Below are 18,566 nucleotides of genomic sequence, written 5' to 3' on the forward strand. Positions count from 1 at the left end.
AGTGTGGGCATGAGGTGTCCGACGGATGCCCGAATTTCAGCCGAACGGGAGAGTTTCGGAACGTGTGGTGGACGGATGTTGATCTTCACAGGCCCTAGGTTGGCGCCGTGAGTCAGCACAAGCACAGGCGCCGGGCACGGCCGAAGAAGGCGCTGAAGCAGACGTGGGTCCTGATCGTCGCGGTGGTCGTCGTGACGGTCGCGGCCGGGGTGAGCCTCGGTCTCCTGGCATCGAGCGGCGACGGAGGGTCGGCCGGATCCGAACAGGGGCGGTCCGCGCCGGGGACCTCCGAGGGCGCCGACTCCGGTGTCGGCGCCGCTCCGACGCCGTCGCCCACCCGGTCGTATCCGCTCTCGAAAGCGCCACAGACGATCCCGGCCGTGCGCTCCCACACCGCGGCCCGCGGGCCGGGCTGGCGTCCCGCCGAGAACAAGCGGGTCGTCGTGAGCGACAAGGAACTCGCCGACGAGGGGCGGCTCATCGCCGGTGAGCTGGGGCTGACGTACGCCGGGCAGAAGAGCGACGTGCGCGCCGGGGACGTACGACTGGCGCTCGGCGACGACGAGGGGGCGAACCCGGAGTCGTACACGATGACCGTGCGCGGCGGGCGCGTCGCGATCAGCGGACCCGGCGAGGCCGGGGTCTTCTACGGGACCCGGACGCTCAAGCAGGAGGTGCACGACGGCGGTACGGCGCCGGAGGGCGTCGTGCGCGACACGCCCGCCAAGCCGGTGCGCGGGTTCATGCTCGACATCGCCCGCAAGTACTTCACCGCGGGCTGGATCGAGGACCGGGTGCGCGAGCTCGGCGACCTGAAGTACAACCAGCTGGGGCTGCACTTCTCCGACGACCAGGGCTTCCGCATCGAGTCCAAGTCGCACCCGGAGATCGTGTCCCAGCAGCATCTGACCAAGGCGCAGGTCCAGAAGATCGTCAAGCTGGCGCAGAGCCGGCACATCCAGATCGTGCCCGAGATCGACTCGCCGGGGCACCTGGGAGCCGTCATCGCCGCGCACCCCGACCTCCAGCTGCGCAATGTCAACGGGGTCGCGACCCGGGGCGCCATCGACATCTCCAAGCCCGAGTCCGCGAAGATCGTCGACGACCTGCTGAACGAGTACGCCGGTCTCTTCCCCGGCAACCAGTGGCACCTCGGCGGCGACGAGTACCAGGCGCTGGTCGTCTCCGACCCCCAGGCGTCCTATCCGCAGCTCGCGAGCGCCGCCCGGAAGGCCTACGGCTCCGGCGCCACCGTCGCAGACCTCACCACCGGATGGCTCAACGGCCGCTCCGACACCGTCCGCGCCCATGGCCGCACACCGCGGGCATGGAACGACGGGTTCTTCCGGGACACCTCCGTCCAGCCGGACAAGCAGATCCAGGTGGCGTACTGGACGGGCAAGGAGATCGGGGCCCGGGAGCCGCTCGTGTACCTGGCCGCCGGGCGGAAGGTCATCAACTACAACGACGAGTTCCTGTACTACGTGCTCGGTGAGCCGCAGACCTTCGTCTACCCGACCGGCGAGCGGATCTACCAGCAGTGGACGCCGCGGGTCCTGCGGGGGACGACGGCGGTGCCCGCCAAGTACGACCCCCAGATCCTCGGCGGTTCCTTCGCGGTGTGGTGCGACCTGGCGAACTCGCAGACGCAGGCCCAGGTGGCGGCCGGGATCCGGATGCCGCTGCGGGCGACGGTGCAGAAGCTGTGGGACCCGGGTAAGCCCCAATTGACCTGGGCCGAGTTCAGGGCGCTCGCGGACCGGCTGGACTGAGCCGTGGATTGACCCATATGCCTGCGAACCCCTGTACGACTGTGGTGTATTCGGCCCGAGCCGAACCGATCAGCAGGGGGAAGCGGGATGGGCTACTGGGGGTACTTCGTCGTGGGCCGCGGGGCGCGGCCGCTGGCGGAGCTGGACGCGCTGGCCGGCGCCGAGGGGATGGCGTTACACGCCGAGGCGCCGGACGGCTGGCAGGTGTGGGAGTACCCGAGCGGGGACGGCGAGGTCGGCAACATGAACGACCTCGCCCGCGAGACCGGGGCGCCCGCGCTCTTCGGGTACGTCATGGACAGCGCGTCGGTGGTCGTGGAGGCCGCGGCGCCGGAGAGCGGGGCGTGGACCACCTGTCTCGCGCGGGCCGCCATGGCCGGGTACATCGGCGCCTCGGACGAGGGGCTGACGCTGGAGGACTACTTCCTGGAACCCGGTGACGCCGCCGAGCGGGCCGTCGCCTGGGCCGCCGAGGCCGGGCACGACGTGAACGCCGAGTCGGTGGTCGACGTACTCACCGCCGAAGCGGATTCCTTGGCCGAAAACCTGTTCTTTCGGCTGCTGGACCGGCTCGGTGTCGTGCCGCTGTGACACTCCCGGGTCGTCGCACGCAGTAAGGGGAGGTGCGGGCTCCGTTAGGGATGTGCCTGCCTGGGGCCTGTGCGGGGGCCCCGACCCTGATGACCGACCCGCTATGGGAGGCGTGGATGAGCCTGGTGGAACTGATCGCTCAGGCCGACGAACGCGGACTGGCCGCCAGCGGGTTGGCTTGTTTGGATCGATGCGTGCCGTTGCTGGGCGGCGACGACGAGGCGCTGCGCCCGCTCTGGGCGAACCTCGCGAGCGGCGGGGACCCCGCCGAGTGGGGCGAACTGCTGGAGCAGGTGCGCGGGAAGCTGGGCGTCGCCGAGGTCGTCGACGACACGGACATCGAGGACGAGGCCGCGCTGCTCGCCCGCCGGATGCTGGCCGCCGCCCCCGCCGTACGGTCCGCCGCCGAGGCGCGGATCTGGGCCGACGCCTGCTCCGTCGCCTCCCTCCAGATACACCGGCTGCTCGACCCCGCCGAGGACGACACCGCCACCGCCGCGGCACCGACCGAGGCGCTGGACTCCGTCCGGGCGAGCGGGGCGTCCGGGGCGGGCCGGCCGGAGGGCATGTCGCCGCTCGTCGCCGCCGAACTGCGCCGCCAGGTCAGCGTCCTGGAACTCCTCGCCGGGCACGGCGCGGGCGGTCTGCGCCGGGCGCTCGAGGTGTCGACCGAGGGGCGGCGGGTGCTGCGGGCCGTGGTGTCCCGGCGGGCCCGGACACGCGGCTGACCCGATGGCCGGCCTGGTGCCCTCAGGCCACCAGCCACTTCACCACGGCGTCCCCGCACTGGGCGGTCCGCTCGTAGAAGGCGGTCAGGTCGCGGTGCGTCGCCGCGAACATGCCGCGTACCGCGGGTTCCGTCTCCGGCACGTCGTACGGCCGCAGGAGCTGCGGCCTCGCGTCGCGCCACAGGCCGTCGAAGTCGGTGTTCCTGAGGTATCCGGCGACCCTCCCCACCTGTGACGCGGTGAGGAGCAGGAACGGCGGCATGGCCGGGTCGTTGTGGAAGACCGGTCGGCCGCCGAGCACCACGTCGGTGCGGGGGCCGTCCGGCGCGTGGTTCGGGGGGAGGCCGCAGTAGAGGAGTTCGACGTCGCCGTACAGCTTGTCGAGCACTTCCTCGCGATGGCGGCCGATCCGCTCCCGCACGGTGTCCCAGTCGTCCTCGAACAGACGCTGGAACCAGGGGGCGCTGTTGCGCAGTGCCGGGGGCGGTACCGCGCGCAGATGGAAGTACATGCTCATCAGTGACTGGAGCGCACGGGAGCGGCGAAGCGTCACTCCCGTCCAAACCTGGTTCCCTGGGGGAGTCCTGTGACTGTCTTCGGGGCGCGGTGGGGCGGTCCTGCGCCGGTCCGGGGAACTTCGCGGATCCGGGTGACGAATCGCAGGTCGCACACGCTCTCCAGGATGTGACGACTCAAGCGGAGACCAGGCCCGCAGCCGCGACCAAGCCGGTGCGGTGGGCGGCGGACGCGGTGGCGACCATGCGTGAGGGAGCACGGCTGCGGCTCGACTACTCGGAGCAGAGTCTGTGGCGGGTCGACCGGATGATCGAGAGCCTGCGCCGCGAGGGCACGCCGTACGGCGCCGTGGAGAACACGCTGCGCGGATTCGGCTCGTACGCCGGTGAGGTGATCGCCCGTCAGGCCGGCGCCGAGTGGTGGGCGAGTGGCGGCGACCACTGGATCCGTACGGCCGACGGGCGGATGTGGGACCCCATCGAGGAGGCGCGGCGGTGTTTCGCCGGCGACGGGTCGCTGCGGCTGCTGTGCCGGGACGCCACGCTGTCGTAGGCGTCCGCACCCGGACACGACCCGGCCGGGACCCCGTGGATGGGCGGGGTCCCGGCCGGGTCGGCTGTTTCCGGCGCCGTTACGGCGTCAGCGTCTGGCCCAGGTGGGCGTCCGTCGGGGTGCCCAGGGCGGTCTTGCTGTGGATGACCGCCTGGGTGTAGCCGAGGCCCGTGCTGTTGCTCGGGAGGTACATCACGATGCCGTCCGTGCCGTCCTCGCCCTCGGCGCCGAGCGTCAGGTCCGCGCGGCCGTAGCCCGACAGGTCCGCCAGCGAGACGGCCGAGCCGAACAGGTCGCCGGTCTCCGCCGATCCGGGGACGCCGGTGGTGTCCTGCGAGACGCGGATCGAGCCGGTGCCGGTCAGGCCGGTCGCGGTGCCCTTGGCCAGCAGCACGTCACCGGCGTTCGACTGGTTCACGCCGCCGCGCGGGAAGTCCTCGCCGGGGACGCCGGCCAGGGCGTCGGCGAATCCGTCGGCGTTGTAGTCGCCGACCGAGACGGAGGCGCCGAGCAGGTCGCCGGACTCGTTGCCGCCCGCGACGTTCGCGGTGTCCTGGTGGATCGTCGTCATGCCGGTCGTGGTGAAGCCCGTCGACGTGCCCGGGACCATGGTGATCTGGCCGCCCGAGAGGCCGCCGGACTCCGACGCGACGGGCTGGCCGATGACGATGTCGTCGTAGCCGTTGTCGTTCACGTCGCCCGCGGCGATGGCACGGCCGCCCTTGACGGAGATCACGCCGGCCTTGGTCAGACCGGTCGCCGAGCCCGCGAAGCGGACCACGCGGCCGATGCCGCCCGTGTCGCGGTAGTTGAGGGCGACGTCCGCGTAGCCGTCGCGGTTGAAGTCGCCGGTCGCCGCGTCCAGGTAGGCGACGGCGCCGGTGGCCGTGGTGAGCGTGCCCGAGGCGGTCGCGCCGCCGGTCAGCCGCGCGTTCCAGTTGCCGCCCCTGCCGGTGCCGGCCGCGAACACGTCCGCCTTGCCGTCGCCGTTGAAGTCGCCGACGGTGACCGTCGAGCCGAGCTTGGCGCCGGTCGCGGTGACACTGCCGGACGTGGTGTACGAGAAGCCGGTGTTCAGCGCCGGGCCGTACATGACGACGACCTGGCCCCGGTCGGCGTGGCCGCTGGTGTCGTCCTCGCCGGGCGCGCCGATCGCGAGGTCGGCGTAGCCGTCGCCGTTGACGTCGCCCCACGCGGTCGCGGCGCCGAAGTTGTCGCCGGACTCGTGGGAGCCGGGGACGCCGGTGCTGTTCTGGGTGAGGGTCAGCCTGGTGGTGGCGACCGGGCCGTCGAGGCCGCCAGGGACGACGGTGAGGGTGCCGCCGTTGCTCAGCGCGCGGGGTGTGCCGGCGACCAGGTCGTCGATGCCGTCACGGTTGAAGTCCGAGGTGGCGAGGGCGTGCGAGATGCCCGGCGTCTTCGCGGTCTGGGCGATCCGGGTGAGCTTGGGGTAGAGGTTCGCGCCGGGGCAGGCCGTGGAATTGGTGTCCCGGTGGCCGAAGACGCGGGGCAGGGTGACCGACTGGCCCATCGGGATCTTGTTGCCGTCGACGCCCTGGTCCATGCCGGACGTCAGGGTGACCTTGCCGGTCGGGTCGATGCCGTACATGCCGAACTTCCAGGCCACGATCCGCGCGATGGCGTCCAGCCCGGCGCGGCTGGGCCTGGCCGACTCGAAGTTGCCGATGTAGGAGATGCCGACCGTGTCGGTGTTGAACCCGACGTCGTGCGCGCCCCGCACCGGCAGGTCCATGCCGCCGCTGCGGCCCTCGAAGATCTGGCCGCACCTGTCGACGACGAAGTTGTAGCCGATGTCGAAGTAGCCGCGGGCGAAGTGCTCCTGCTGGATCGTGCGCATCCGGGCCCTGGACTGGCCGCAGGACAGGGTGTTGTCGCTGTTGACGCCGGTGTGGTGGACGACGGCGGCCTTGATCTCGGTGCCGTACTCCGGGGTGCCGTCGTAGTCCGTGGACGCGCCCCACTCGGCCTGGGTGATGACCGGCGGCTTGACGACCGTCGAGGGCCGGGGCGCCGGGACCGTGGGGGAGGGGGAGGCCGTCGGGGACGCGGAGTCGGTGGGCGTCCCGGTGGAGGTCGGCTCCTCCGTGGGCGTCGGGGAGTCCGTGGACGTGGCCGACTCGGTCGGTGCGGCCGTCCCGGTGGGGGTGGCCGGGTCCGTCGGGACGGGGGTGTCCGTCGCCGGCGCGGTGGTCTCCTCCGCCGCGAAGGCGGCCGGCCGGATCCCGCCCTCGGGGTCGGTGCCCGGGTCGAGCAGCTTGACGTCCATCCCGGCGGGCTGGCCCGCCGCCTCGGTGCCGTCCGCGCTGACGAGCCGTACCTCGACGCCGTCGGAGTCGCCGGTCCACACCGACTCGGTGCCGCCGCGCAGGGCCGCCCGCGCGCCCTCCTCGCCGTCCGCCTGGCCCGGCTCGGCGGTGATCCTCTGCCAGCCGGACCACTTGCCGGTCTCGATGTCCCGGGTGCGCACCTCGGGCGTGCCCTTGGCCCTCGCCCCGGGGTCGGTCCAGGTCAGCACGACCGCGCTGAAGCGGTCGGTGTCCTGCTCGGCAAGACCCTTGCGGCCCGAGCCGCGGTCCTTGAGCTTGAGCGTGTGGACGGCCGGTGCGCGGTTCTTCGGCTTGGCGTCGGCCGGCGCGGACGGGTCCGCGATGGCGTACGTCACGATGCCGGCACCGCTCAGCGCGACGGCTCCCACCGTCAGCCACGCACGTCTCTTGAGACTGAGCGGTTTGTACGCATGGGTCCTGCGAGGACTCAACTGTCCCACCCCTAGTAAATGGTCACGGCTGCATCACCTGTCACACAGATGGCACATACAGCCAGCGCACAGGGGGCAAGATCTGTCACTCGCGGACGAGTTCCGTACCGGGGGCGTCATTCATCGCCAACAGGCAAGCGGGGCCGGACCCTTGACGGACCCGGCTCCGCTGCGTCAGGCGTGTCAGCCCGCCCAGACCTCGGCGTCGTCGGCCGGGACGGTGGTGGCCAGACCCAGCTCCTTGCGGGCGGCGACCGTCTTGCCCGGGTCGATGCCGGTGAAGGCCGAGTCGTAGGCGATGTAGAACGCGTCGGCGTCGCCCGCGTTCGCGGCCTTCCGCCAGGAGGCGGCCGTCTTCGTCAGCCGGTCGCGCAGCTTGCCGACCTCGGCGCCGTCGATGCCCTTCAGGCCCTTGAGGTGCGTGTCCAGGGCCTCGGCGACGGCCTTGGCCTGCGCCTTGTAACCGGGCAGGTCGTCCTCGACGGTGTCCTTCTCGGGCTGGGTCGCCCACAGCGCGTCGTAGACGCCGTTCGAACCCGTCAGGTACGTCGTCTGCTCCGGCTTCAGTGACTTGGCGTCGGGGTTCAGCTCGCCCGTGTAGGTGCCCGACTCCTTGGTGTAGGTGCAGCTGACGGCGCGGTCGCCCGTCGCCCAGCTCTCCTTGGTCGGGGTGTAGTAGAAGATCGCGACGCCCTTGGGGAGCGCCCAGGTGTCCGGGGCGAACTTGCCCGCCTCGACCGGGCACCGCTTGTCGGCGATCGCCGAGATCGCCTCGTCGCCGGGGTACGCCTTCTCCTCGGTGATCGAGAACTCACCGGCGACCTGGCCCTCGTGGGCCTCGGCGCACGGCACGATCTCGACGGTGTAGGCGGTGCCCTCGCCCTTGCTGTTCGGGTTGTAGCAGTCCCCGACGTCCAGCGAGTAGACCGAGCGCTGGCGGGCCACCTTCTTGGCGCCGTCCGTGGCGCTGTCCACGGCGTCCGAGACGTCCGAGCACCCCACCGCACCGATCGCGAGCAAGGCAACCACGGCAGATATGCCGCGAAGAGAACGATAAGGGGCAGCGATTGCCATGACGTGTACATCCTCTTAAGTGATCTTTATGGGGGGTGCGCCGCATCGTATGCCATTCCTGTGGCACAGCTGTGCGAAGGCCCTCCCCTCATCACGGCGTCTCTGACTCGCGACGGCCCGCAAGGGTTGTAGACCGGCCGCTCCCTGACGGCCCCTGTGACACTTCTGTGAGATCAGGCGCTGTTGTGCGTGGAGGGACGTGGGCAAGGGTGGCCGCGCCGCGAGGTGTGGATCCGCCACGAACCGGTACGGACGAGGACAGTTCTTGGGCCAGGGAGGGGAACCCCGCCGCGGGCGCGCGCACGACGGGGAATTGGGCGCGGCCGTCGCACGGGCCCAGGAAGGCGACGAGGCCGCGTTCGCGGTCGCGTACCGATTCGTGCAGCCCGCTCTGCTCGGGTATCTGCGCGGGCTGGTCGGGGACGACGCGGAGGACGTGGCGTCCGACGCCTGGCTGGAGATCGCCCGGGACCTCGGGCGGTTCAAGGGCGACGGGGCCGGGTTCCGGGGCTGGACCGCGACCATCGCCCGGCACCGGGCGCTGGACCATCTGCGCCGGCAGAAGGTACGACCCCGGTCGTCGGCTCTGGAGCAGGACGTACTGGAGCTGCCCGGTCCGCACAGCACGCACGACCAGGCGCTGGAGTCGATGTCCACGGAAGCCGCACTGGAGCTGGTCGGCGGGCTGCCGCGGGACCAGGCCGAGGCGGTGCTGCTGCGGGTGGTCGTCGGCCTCGACGCACCGTCCGCGGCACGCGTTCTGGGCAAGCGCCCTGGTGCGGTCCGCACGGCCGCGTACCGGGGATTGAAGCGTCTGGCCAAGCAGCTGGGCGTCCAAGGTGTGACGGATGACGGCCCCCGAACGCTGGGGGAATCGAAATGAACAGTGAGGGCGACGACGGCGGCAGGGTCACTGTCCTGTCTGACAACCGTCGCTGACCGGTCGACGAACGGGCGCGTGAGTCGTACGGGGCCTGACGTACGTACAGGCTCTACGGACTCGTAAGTCACAGCTGTCACATTGATTACGTAGGCCACATGGGTCATCGCGACCGCATGGGCCGAAGAGCCATATGGGCCGGACGGGACGTGTGCGACGCGCACTCTCGCGGGCCGATCGAGTTGAGTCGGACAGGGACGGAACACGGACATGGGTGAACAGCAGAACGGCGGTGGGGCTCCCGGCCGTCGGCGTGCGCACCCTGGTGCCATCGCTTCCGGGCACGGCTCGGGTCATGGCCCCGGCCACGACCCCCGTCTTGGCTCAGGACCCGCCTCCGCCACGGACGTGGCGTTCGACGACGCGGCCCTCGAAGCGCTCCTGTCCGCCGCGGTGCTGCGCGGGCACCGCCTGGACGCCGACGGCGAGCAGCGGGCGGTTGCCGCTTTCCGGGCGGCCCGGGACGCGGGCGTGCACCGGGCCCGCACCCGGCGCCGCGACGACTGGCGGCCGCGCGAGCAGCGGTGGCCGGCGTTCTCGGTGAAGACCACGCTCTCCGTGTTCGTGGCGAGCCTCACCCTCGGCGGGGCGGCGTTCGCCGCGATGGGCACGGCCGGGTTCTCGGACGACGCCGCCGACGACAAGGGCGCCCCCACTCGGTCCAGCAGTGCCTCCGACCGGCCGGGTGCCCAGTCGTCCGCGGCGTCCGGCGCCGGCTCCGCGAAGCCCGACCGCCCGGTCACCGCCCGGGACACCGAGGCCAAGTGCCGCGCCTACGACCACGTGAAGGACAACGGCAAGGCCCTGGACTCCACGGCCTGGCAGCGGCTCGTCACCGCGGCGGGCGGCGCGGACAAGGTGGCCGCCTACTGCGCCCAGCAACTGGCGGCGGCGAAGAACGGGCCGAACGGGAAGTCCACCGGGCCGGAGAAGTCCACCGAGCCGGCCGAGAAGGCGACCGAGCCGGCCGGCAAGGCCGACACGGGCCCCGCCACCGGCAACGGACAGAGCCGCGGCGAGAGCGGGAACGGCAACTCCGGCAAGAGCGCCGAGAAGAAGGACTGACTTCGCGATCCACTGCCCGCCCGGGGCTCTGAGCTCTGGATTCCGGGCTCCTGGCTGCGGCCGGGCTCCGGTGCGATGTGAATGCCGACGGCCGCATGGGCCGATCCGGCGACCCCTGACACGTACCGAGGCAACGGCCGGGGCCGCCACCCCCCACAGGAGAGGCCCCGGCCGTCGCGCGGCACGGGCCGCGCGGCGGCCCGTACTTTCTACAGCGCCATGACTGCGTTTTCTGTCACACCCGGACCGGCAGAACACGGATTCCCGGGTAGTTGCATGTTGTACGGACATGGACGGGCAGCGGTTTCAGGCCGTAACGTGCCTTTCGCGCCGACGGCGGACGAGAACAGACCACCGCAACGACCAGCGGCCCTTGATGCCGCGACCACAATCGAGAAACCACGACGGCGGGGACCCGGTCCGCGAGAGCGGCATCGGTTTAGGCGCGAAGAGGTGCAGCCAGTGCTGGGGGACGACGCGGAGCTGACCGCCGCGGTGCTTGCGGCACAGGACGGGGACGAGACCGCGTTCCGGACTGTGTACCGCTCGGTGCACCCGCGGCTGCTCGGATACGTCCGCACGCTGGTCGGCGACCCGGACGCCGAGGACGTCGCCTCGGAGGCGTGGCTGCAGATAGCGCGTGATCTGGAGCGGTTCAGCGGGGACGCGGACCGCTTCCGCGGCTGGGCGGCCCGGATAGCCCGCAACCGCGCGCTCGACCACATACGCATGCGCGGCCGCCGACCCGCCATAGGCGGCGACGAGACGGAACTGACCGGGAAGGCCGCCGAGTCCGACACCGCGGGCGAGGCCATGGAGGCCCTGGCCACCGACGGCACCCTCTCCCTCATCTCACGGCTGCCGCAGGACCAGGCCGAGGCGGTCGTCCTGCGCGTGGTCGTGGGACTCGACGCCAAGACGGCCGCCGAGACGCTCGGCAAGCGCCCGGGTGCCGTACGGACCGCCGCGCACCGTGGCCTGAAGCGGCTCGCGGAGCTGCTCGGCGACGATCCGGAATCAGCCGGGGTGCTCGACGCCCTGCCTCCCCAGCGAGAACCGCGCGGCCGTGCGGTGACGTCCGCGAGTGTGACGCATATGCGCTCGCGGACGCAGAAGGATGTGTGATGGCCGACGAGCAGTACAGGTGGCTGGACCGCGAAACTGCGGAGCGATTGCTGCGCGGAGAGTCACTCGAAGCTGTCGACGCGGCCGATCGCGACCAGGCCGAACGCCTCGCCAAGACGCTTGAGGCCCTGACCGCCGAACCCCCGCTGGCCAGCGCCGAACTCCCCGGAGAGGCCGCCGCGTTGGCCGCGTTCCGCGCCGCGCGCGAGGGCCGCGACGGCACCTCCGCCACCGTCGGCGACGGCCCCGCAAGGCCCGCGCCCGAGGCCGCTGACGTCGGGCTCGTCCGGCTCGGCAGCCCTGTCCGCGCCGTCCGCCGCCCCCGCTGGGCGCGTCCCGTGCGGCTCGGTCTCGCCGCCGCGCTCGCCGTCGGCATGGTCGGCGGAATCGGGGTCGCGGCCGGAACCGGAGTCCTGCCGACGCCGTTCGACCGGAACGAACCGGCCCGCCCGGCCGCCACGGTCTCCGCGCCCGTACCCACGGAGAACCCGCTCATCTCGCCCTCCCCGCGGACCGGCGACGAGGAGGAGCCCACGCCCGACGGCGGCTCCGAGCCGCCCTCCGCCTCCGGCTCTCCCGAGGACACGGTCGAACCCGGCGGCCCGGCCGCAGGGGACCACGACTCCGCATCGAAGGACGGGAAGGACGGAGCGAAGGCCGGCCGCTGGTGGAAGGCCGTCACGTCCTACTGCCGCGACCTGCGCGACGGCAGGCCGCTGCCCGTGGACCGCCGCCGCACCCTGGAGGGCGCGGCGGGCAGTTCCGCCCGTGTCTGGAAGTACTGCAAGGGCGTCCTCGCCGGCGCCGGCGAGAGCACCCGCTCCCAGCGCGACGGCGACGAGGACGAGGGCAACGACAAGGGCCACGGCAAGGGCGACGACGACCAGGACAAGGACAAGGACAGAGGCAAGGGCCACGGGAAGGGCGGCAACGGCAAAGGCAACGGTCACGGCAGGGACCGGGGTGACGACGAGGACCGCTCCCTCGGCCACCGCGACGACCGCCTGACGGACGGCGCTTCACGGGCCGCCTCGACCGTGACCAGGGCGTACGCCGCGACCCTTTCTGCCGCAAGCCTCTGAACTGCTGTTTTGTGATTCCTGGAAAATTCTTCGGCGCAGGAGTGACGTTTTCGGCCGCCACGGCGCTGAACTGAGTGAGCCGACTGGTCATCGGCCTAGCACAGAGCCGGGGTTCCCCCCGTACCTGCGGCTCGTGCATCGGCGCGGGCGGGACACGTTCCCCCGGTCCCGCCCGCGCCCCACATCCACATCCCGCGCCCAGCGCCTCACCAGTGGACGACGACCTTGTCGCCGTTTTGCACCTCGGCGAACATCTGCGCGATGGCACGCTCGTCACTCACGTTGACACAACCGTGCGAGGCCCCGGCGTAACCCCGGGCCGCGAAGTCGGACGAGTAGTGCACCGCCTGGCCGCCGCTGAAGAACATCGCGTACGGCATGGCGGAGTCGTAGAGCGTCGACACATGGTTCCGTGACTTCCAGTAGACGGTGAACTCGCCCTCCCGCGTCGGCGTGTACTGCGAGCCGAACCGCACCGGCACCTCCACGACCGTGCGCCCGTCGACCATCCAGCGCAGGGTCCGGCTCGTCTTGCTGATGCACAGCACGCGGCCGGTCAGACACCGCGCGTCCGGCGCGTCGGCCGGCTGACCGCCCATCAGATACAGGTCCCACATGCCGGGTTCGCGCGTCATCTTCAGCAGCCGGTCCCAGGTGGCCTGGTCGGTCCTGCCCGTCTCGGGCAGCCCGCGCTTGCCCTGGAAGCCCTTGACCGCCCGCTCGGTGAGATCGTCGTAGATCCCGGTCGGCCCGTCGAAGAGCCAGGCCACCTGCCGCAGCCGTGCCTGGAGTTCACGTACGTCGCGGCCGGTGTCGCCCGACTGCCACAGCACGACGGGCGCCGGCGCGGAGGGCGGCTTGTCGTCGGGCGGCGCCGACTTCACCGACGGCGCACCGCTCGGGACCTCTATGTGGACAGGCGAGTGCCGTTCACCGTCGGAGGCCTGCACGGTGCAGCCGCAGAGCACGGTGAGCGTGGCGCCCGCGGCGAGCACCGCGGTGGATCTGCCCTTACCTCTGGTACGCACCTTCCCCGTATCCCCGATACGCATCCTCGCCATGCCCCTGATACGCATCCCACCCCCCTGTGTCTCAACGCGACCCCCCGACCGGCCGCTCGACGTCCCCTGAGATGTTCCCCTCGCGTGACCCGTCGCGAACTACGCGGCATGGTGGGAGACGGAGTGGGACACCGAGGTGACCGCCCCTGTCGGGGTGTACTGGCCGGCAACAGGCACTGCAACGCGGAGGCACACCATGGCGCGCGAGTCGGAGTCGGGACTGCCCATCGAGCCGGTCTACGGGCCGGACGCGCTGACCGGCTGGGACCCGGCCGAGAAGCTGGGCGAGCCGGGCGGGTACCCCTACACCCGAGGTGTGTACCCCACGATGTACACCGGCCGGCCCTGGACGATGCGCCAGTACGCCGGCTTCGGCACGGCGACGGAGTCCAACGCCCGCTACCGCGACCTGATCGCGCACGGCACGATGGGCCTGTCGGTCGCCTTCGACCTGCCCACCCAGATGGGCCACGACTCCGACGCCCCGATCGCGCACGGCGAGGTCGGCAAGGTGGGCGTGGCCATCGACTCGGTCGACGACATGCGGGTGCTGTTCGGCGGGATCCCGCTGGACAGGGTGTCGACGTCGATGACGATCAACGCGCCGGCCGCGCTGCTGCTCCTGCTGTACCAACTGGTGGCCGAGGAGCAGGGCGTCACGGCGGACCGGCTCACCGGCACGATCCAGAACGACGTGCTGAAGGAGTACATCGCCCGCGGCACGTACATCTTCCCGCCGAAGCCGTCCCTCAGGCTGATCGCCGACATCTTCAAGTACTGCCGGGCCGAGATCCCGAAGTGGAACACGATCTCGATCTCCGGCTACCACATGGCCGAGGCCGGGGCGAGCCCGGCGCAGGAGATCGCCTTCACGCTCGCCGACGGCATCGAGTACGTCCGCACGGCGGTCGCGGCCGGCATGGACGTCGACGACTTCGCGCCGCGGCTGTCGTTCTTCTTCGTGGCCCGTACGACGATCCTGGAGGAGGTCGCCAAGTTCCGGGCCGCCCGCCGCATCTGGGCGCGGGTGATGCGCGACGAGTTCGGCGCGCGGGATGCGAAGTCGCTGATGCTGCGCTTCCACACGCAGACGGCCGGCGTGCAGCTCACGGCACAGCAGCCGGAGGTGAACCTCGTTCGGGTCGCCGTGCAGGGCCTCGCGGCCGTCCTCGGCGGCACCCAGTCCCTGCACACGAACTCCTTCGACGAGGCCATCGCGCTGCCCACGGACAAGTCGGCCCGCCTCGCCCTGCGCACCCAGCAGGTGCTGGCCCACGAGACGGACGTGACGGCGACGGTCGACCCGTTCGCCGGCTCCTACGTCATCGAGCGGATGACGGACGACGTGGAGGGGGCGGCCGTCGATCTGATGCGGCGGGTCGAGGACCTGGGCGGCGCGGTCGCGGCCATCGAGCAGGGCTTCCAGAAGAACGAGATCGAGCGCAGCGCCTACCGGATCGCCCAGGAGACGGACTCCGGTGAACGGGTCGTCGTCGGCGTCAACCGCTTCCGGATCGACGCGGAGGAGCCCTACGAGCCCCTCCGCGTCGACCCCGCCATCGAGGCCCAGCAGGTTGAGCGCCTGGCGAACCTCCGCGCCGGGCGCGAGAAGCAGGCGGTGGACGCGGCCCTGACCGCCCTGAAGAAGGCCGCCGAGGGCGAGGACAACGTCCTGTACCCGATGAAGGAGGCGCTACGGGCCAGGGCGACCGTGGGCGAGGTGTGCAACGCGTTGCGGGAGGTGTGGGGGACGTACGTCCCCTCGGACGTCTTCTGACGTGAGACGCCGGGACGGAATGTCGGAGCCTCGTGCGACACTCCATCCCATGTTCGGTGTCATCGATCTCCCCACCTATCTGGCCGGTCTTGTCCTGATCGTCCTGCTGCCCGGCCCCAACTCGCTGTACGTGCTGTCCGTCGCCGCCCGCCGCGGCGTCCGGTCCGGGTACACCGCCGCCGCCGGAGTGTGGTGCGGGGACACCGTGCTGATGACCCTGTCCGCCGCCGGAGTCGCCTCGCTGCTCCAGGCGAACGCCGTGCTGTTCGGGATCGTGAAGTACGCCGGGGCCGGCTATCTGACCTGGCTGGCGATCGGGATGATGCGGACCGCCCGGGCGATGTGGCGGACCCGGCGGGAGAAGGCCGTCGAGGAGACCACCGACACCGTCAGCCACGAGCGGCCCTTCCGCCGCGCCTTCGTGGTCAGTCTCCTCAACCCCAAGGCGATCCTGTTCTTCGTCGCCTTCTTCGTGCAGTTCGTCGACCCCGGATACGCCTACCCGGCGCTGTCCTTCGTCGTCCTCGGGGCCTTCGCCCAGGCCGCGAGCTTCCTGTACCTCACCGCGCTGATATTCAGCGGCACCAGGCTGGCCAGTGCGTTCCGGCGACGCAGGCGGCTGTCGGCCGGGGCGACCTCGGCGGCGGGCGCCCTGTTCCTCGGGTTCGCCGTGAAGCTGTCGCTCGCCAGTTCCTGACCGCAGGATCACAGGCCGGCGCGCGCCAGGTACCGGGGCAGTCCGTCGGCCGTGTCGCCGGCCCAGCCCACATAGCCGTCCGGCCGCACCAGGAACAGGCCCTTCCCGTACGACTCCTGCGCCGGGCCGCGCACCACACCGACCGAGCCGGGCAGCTCCGGCGCCTTGACTCCGACCGCCAGCAGCGTCCAGTGCGGACCCCGGAAGGCGTCGAAGAGCCGTACGCCGCCCAGCGTGCCGTCGGGCGCGCGGTCGCCCGCCCGCAGTGCCGCCGGGGCCTGCCGGGTCTCCGCCGTCAGGCTCGACTCCCGGTACCCGAGGCCCAACTGGCGCGTGGCCTCCCCGCGCCGGACCTCGCCCCGGTGCACGCTCGTCGACAGCCCGAGCATGTCCGCCGCGATGGGGCGCCGCTCCTCCTCGTACGTCTCCAGCAGTGCCTCGTCCACCCCGTCCCGCAGGACCGCACCCAGCTTCCACCCCAGGTTGTAGGCGTCCTGCACGCTGGTGTTGAGCCCCTGCCCGCCGGCCGGTGAGTGGATGTGCGCGGCGTCGCCGGCGAGGAACACCCGCCCGTCGCGGAACCGGTCCGCGAGCGCCGCCCGCGGCCGGAAGTCCGAGGCCCAGCGCACCTCGGTCACGTCCTCGGGCGCCAGATGCGAGCGCGCGGCGACGACCTTGCGCACGCCCTCCAGGGAGAGGTCGACCGACGCGCCCTCCGGGAACTGCGCCGTGACCTGGAAGTCCTCGGTGCCCGCGAGCGGGCAGACGGCGAGGAAGCCGTCGCCCTCGCCGCGGGGCGGGAAGATGTGCCAGTTGTCGCGGTCGAGGCCGGTGATCCTGGCGTCCGCCACCAGCGTCGGGTTCGGATCGACCGTCTCGCCGGTCATGCCGATGCCCAGGGCCCGCCGCACGGCCGATCGGCCGCCGTCGGCGGCGACGACGTAGCGGGCGCGGAGCACCGCCGGTAGTGCCGCAAGAGGCCGGTTGCCGGCTGCGGGTCCGTCGTGGCTTGTCGCGCAGTTCCCCGCGCCCCTTCGGAGCGATGCCGAACCGTCGCTCGATTCGCCATGGGCGCTCAGGCGGACCGTCACCCCGTTCGCGTCCTGCTCGATCCCCGTCGCCTCCAGGCCGAAGACGACCTTCCCGCCCAGCTCTTCCAGCCGGTCGAAGAGGATCCGCTGGGTCCGCCACTGCGGGACCATCCACGGCTCGTCGTACGGGGAGTCCTCGGTGGGCTCGACGGGGTCGAACATCCGGTGCTCGCCCACCCGCTGTCCGTCCTGCCAGATCATCCCGACCGGGTAGCCGCCGCCCGCCGCGTGGATCGCGTCGAGCACGCCCAGGTCGTCGAAGACCTCCATGGTGCGGGGCTGGATCCCCTTGCCGCGCGAGCCCGGGAACAGTTCCCCGGCCCGCTCCACGACCAGTGCGTCCACGCCGCGCCGGGCGAGGTCGATGCCCAGGGCGAGCCCGGTCGGGCCCGCGCCCACGATCAGTACGTCCGTGGACATAACGTTGGTGTTCATGCCATTCCCCCTTAACGTTGTTAAGTGCTGTCGACCACGAGAGTGCCCTTAACGGCGTTAAGCTGTCAAGCGTGACTACGGAACGACGAGCGCCGCTCGACCGCAGGCGCGTCGCGGACACCGCCCTCGCGCTGCTGAACGAGGTGGGCCTGGACGGTCTGACCCTGCGCGCCATCGCCAAGGAGCTGGACGTCAAGGCGCCGGCCCTGTACTGGCACTTCAAGGACAAACAGGCGCTGCTCGACGAGATGGCCACCGAGATGTACCGCCGGATGGTCGCAGGCACGCCCCTCGACCCCGGCGACACCTGGCAGGAGCGGCTGCTCAAGTCCAACCGCGGGCTGCGCGCGGCGCTGCTCGGCTACCGCGACGGGGCCAAGGTCTTCAGCGGCTCACGCTTCACGGGCATGGTGCACGCCGAGCAGATGGAGGACACCCTGCGCGTCTTCACGGCCGCGGGCTTCCCGCTGCCCCAGGCGGTCCGGGCGACCTCGACGACGTACGTCTACACCCTCGGGTTCGTCACCGAGGAACAGGGCGTCGAGCCGCTGCCGGGGGAGCGCCGGGAGGGCTACGACATAGACGAACGCGCCCGCCTGATGGCCGACTTCCCGTTGTCGGCCCAGGCGGGCGCGGAGATCTTCGCTGACTACGAACGGCACTTCGAGGAGGGGCTGGCCCTGGTGATCGCCGGGATCGAGGTGCGGTACGGGCGCGGGTGAGGCGGGTGGATCAGGTGGTGCCGAACCACGTGTAGTACGACGAGGCGAACTGGTTGAGGTCGGTGGCGTAGACCGCGTCCTTGACGTCGCTCGTCCTGAGGTGGGCGTCGGACGCTCCGCCGATCTCGGCCCACATGCGGTTGATGCCGCCGTCGTAGAACCACCACTGCCCGGCGGCGTCCCGGCAGTCGCTCATCCAGACGGCGTTGGTGTCCGTCCGGTTGTCCGTCATCAGGCACTTGCCGGTCACGCGGTTCTTGAGCTGGTGGTAGGAGCCGTGGCCGCTGCCGACCCAGTCCCACTGCTGCCGCTGCCAGCCCTGGCAGACCGTGGCGTACGCCGAATCGCTGTCACCGGCGGTCAGACAGGTGCCGAACCGCTGGTTCTGGAACGTCCAGTAGGTCGCGGCCTGGGCGGTGGCCGGGAACATCAGACCGGCGCCGACAGCGACGGCGCTGAGGGTGCCGGCGGCCGCGAGGCGGAGTCTCTTCACTGCAACCTCTTTCTCGAGTGCGGGAAGTGAACCGGGCAACAGCTTTGCCGCAGGCGGCAGTTGGGG

Annotated in this window: 17 protein-coding genes; 11 read left to right on the plus strand and 6 right to left on the minus strand. The window is 71.4% G+C overall.

What is annotated here, in order from left to right:
* Nucleotides 1–107 precede the first annotated feature (107 nt).
* From PGH47_RS26395 to PGH47_RS26405, 3 genes are all read left to right on the plus strand, one after another.
* Nucleotides 108–1,772 (plus strand): beta-N-acetylhexosaminidase, encoded by a 1,665-nt coding sequence (locus PGH47_RS26395; protein ID WP_376053323.1) that lies wholly within the window; start codon nt 108–110, stop codon nt 1,770–1,772.
* A gap of 87 nt (nt 1,773–1,859) precedes the next feature.
* Entirely contained in the window at nt 1,860–2,363 is a 504-nt protein-coding gene (locus tag PGH47_RS26400) for a hypothetical protein (protein WP_125526456.1), read from the plus strand.
* Between the two features lie 116 nt (nt 2,364–2,479).
* Nucleotides 2,480–3,091, plus strand: a complete 612-nt coding sequence (locus PGH47_RS26405; RefSeq protein WP_271668156.1) for a hypothetical protein — start codon at nt 2,480–2,482, stop codon at nt 3,089–3,091.
* A 22-nt stretch (nt 3,092–3,113) separates the two neighbouring features.
* On the opposite strand, the gene PGH47_RS26410 is transcribed toward PGH47_RS26405, so the two are convergent.
* Complete coding sequence (locus PGH47_RS26410) at nt 3,114–3,644, minus strand: DUF1877 family protein (protein WP_333938105.1); 531 nt, start codon at nt 3,642–3,644, stop codon at nt 3,114–3,116.
* A 131-nt stretch (nt 3,645–3,775) separates the two neighbouring features.
* On the opposite strand from PGH47_RS26410, the gene PGH47_RS26415 reads away from it, so the two are divergent.
* The gene (locus tag PGH47_RS26415) at nt 3,776–4,159 is read left to right on the plus strand and encodes a hypothetical protein (RefSeq protein WP_271665477.1); all 384 of its coding nucleotides are present in this window, start codon (nt 3,776–3,778) and stop codon (nt 4,157–4,159) included.
* Nucleotides 4,160–4,238: 79 nt separating this feature from the next.
* Here the strand turns inward: PGH47_RS26415 and PGH47_RS26420 are convergent, their stop codons facing one another.
* Nucleotides 4,239–6,842, minus strand: coding sequence for an N-acetylmuramoyl-L-alanine amidase (locus PGH47_RS26420; RefSeq protein WP_271665478.1), 2,604 nt, complete (start codon nt 6,840–6,842; stop codon nt 4,239–4,241).
* Nucleotides 6,843–7,121: 279 nt separating this feature from the next.
* A complete protein-coding gene (locus tag PGH47_RS26425) occupies nt 7,122–8,012 on the minus strand; it encodes a septum formation family protein (protein ID WP_271665479.1) in 891 nt (296 codons plus the stop codon).
* Between the two features lie 265 nt (nt 8,013–8,277).
* Here PGH47_RS26425 and PGH47_RS26430 point away from each other — a divergent pair, with 265 nt between their 5' ends.
* The 4 genes from PGH47_RS26430 (at nt 8,278) to PGH47_RS26445 (ending at nt 12,224) form a co-directional block, all read left to right on the plus strand.
* On the plus strand, nt 8,278–8,895 hold the full coding sequence (locus tag PGH47_RS26430; protein WP_271665480.1) for an RNA polymerase sigma factor: 618 nt from the start codon (nt 8,278–8,280) through the stop codon (nt 8,893–8,895).
* Between the two features lie 267 nt (nt 8,896–9,162).
* A complete protein-coding gene (locus PGH47_RS26435) occupies nt 9,163–10,017 on the plus strand; it encodes a hypothetical protein (RefSeq protein ID WP_271665481.1) in 855 nt (284 codons plus the stop codon).
* 462 nt (nt 10,018–10,479) lie between these two features.
* Entirely contained in the window at nt 10,480–11,142 is a 663-nt protein-coding gene (locus PGH47_RS26440; protein ID WP_030961517.1) for an RNA polymerase sigma factor, read from the plus strand.
* On the plus strand, nt 11,142–12,224 hold the full coding sequence (locus PGH47_RS26445) for a hypothetical protein (RefSeq protein ID WP_271665482.1): 1,083 nt from the start codon (nt 11,142–11,144) through the stop codon (nt 12,222–12,224). Before PGH47_RS26440 ends, PGH47_RS26445 begins: the two co-directional genes overlap by 1 nt.
* Before the next feature lie 206 nt (nt 12,225–12,430).
* Here PGH47_RS26445 and PGH47_RS26450 read toward each other — a convergent pair whose 3' ends face one another.
* The gene (locus PGH47_RS26450; protein WP_271665483.1) at nt 12,431–13,276 is read right to left on the minus strand and encodes a L,D-transpeptidase family protein; all 846 of its coding nucleotides are present in this window, start codon (nt 13,274–13,276) and stop codon (nt 12,431–12,433) included.
* 205 nt (nt 13,277–13,481) lie between these two features.
* Between PGH47_RS26450 and PGH47_RS26455 the strand changes: the two genes are divergently transcribed.
* Both PGH47_RS26455 and leuE read left to right on the plus strand, forming a co-directional pair.
* Nucleotides 13,482–15,062 (plus strand): acyl-CoA mutase large subunit family protein, encoded by a 1,581-nt coding sequence (locus PGH47_RS26455; protein ID WP_271665484.1) that lies wholly within the window; start codon nt 13,482–13,484, stop codon nt 15,060–15,062.
* A gap of 49 nt (nt 15,063–15,111) precedes the next feature.
* Entirely contained in the window at nt 15,112–15,759 is a 648-nt protein-coding gene (leuE, locus tag PGH47_RS26460; protein ID WP_271665485.1) for a leucine efflux protein LeuE, read from the plus strand.
* A gap of 8 nt (nt 15,760–15,767) precedes the next feature.
* Here leuE and PGH47_RS26465 read toward each other — a convergent pair whose 3' ends face one another.
* Nucleotides 15,768–17,270 (minus strand): FAD-dependent oxidoreductase, encoded by a 1,503-nt coding sequence (locus PGH47_RS26465; protein WP_271668158.1) that lies wholly within the window; start codon nt 17,268–17,270, stop codon nt 15,768–15,770.
* A gap of 86 nt (nt 17,271–17,356) precedes the next feature.
* On the opposite strand from PGH47_RS26465, the gene PGH47_RS26470 reads away from it, so the two are divergent.
* Nucleotides 17,357–18,007: a TetR/AcrR family transcriptional regulator gene (locus PGH47_RS26470; RefSeq protein WP_271665486.1), complete on the plus strand. Its 651-nt coding sequence runs from the start codon at nt 17,357–17,359 to the stop codon at nt 18,005–18,007.
* A 10-nt stretch (nt 18,008–18,017) separates the two neighbouring features.
* On the opposite strand, the gene PGH47_RS26475 is transcribed toward PGH47_RS26470, so the two are convergent.
* On the minus strand, nt 18,018–18,500 hold the full coding sequence (locus PGH47_RS26475) for an RICIN domain-containing protein (protein WP_271665487.1): 483 nt from the start codon (nt 18,498–18,500) through the stop codon (nt 18,018–18,020).
* Nucleotides 18,501–18,566 lie beyond the last annotated feature (66 nt).

This window comes from Streptomyces sp. HUAS 31 (assembly GCF_028198125.1).
In the GTDB taxonomy this organism is placed as follows: domain Bacteria; phylum Actinomycetota; class Actinomycetes; order Streptomycetales; family Streptomycetaceae; genus Streptomyces; species Streptomyces chartreusis.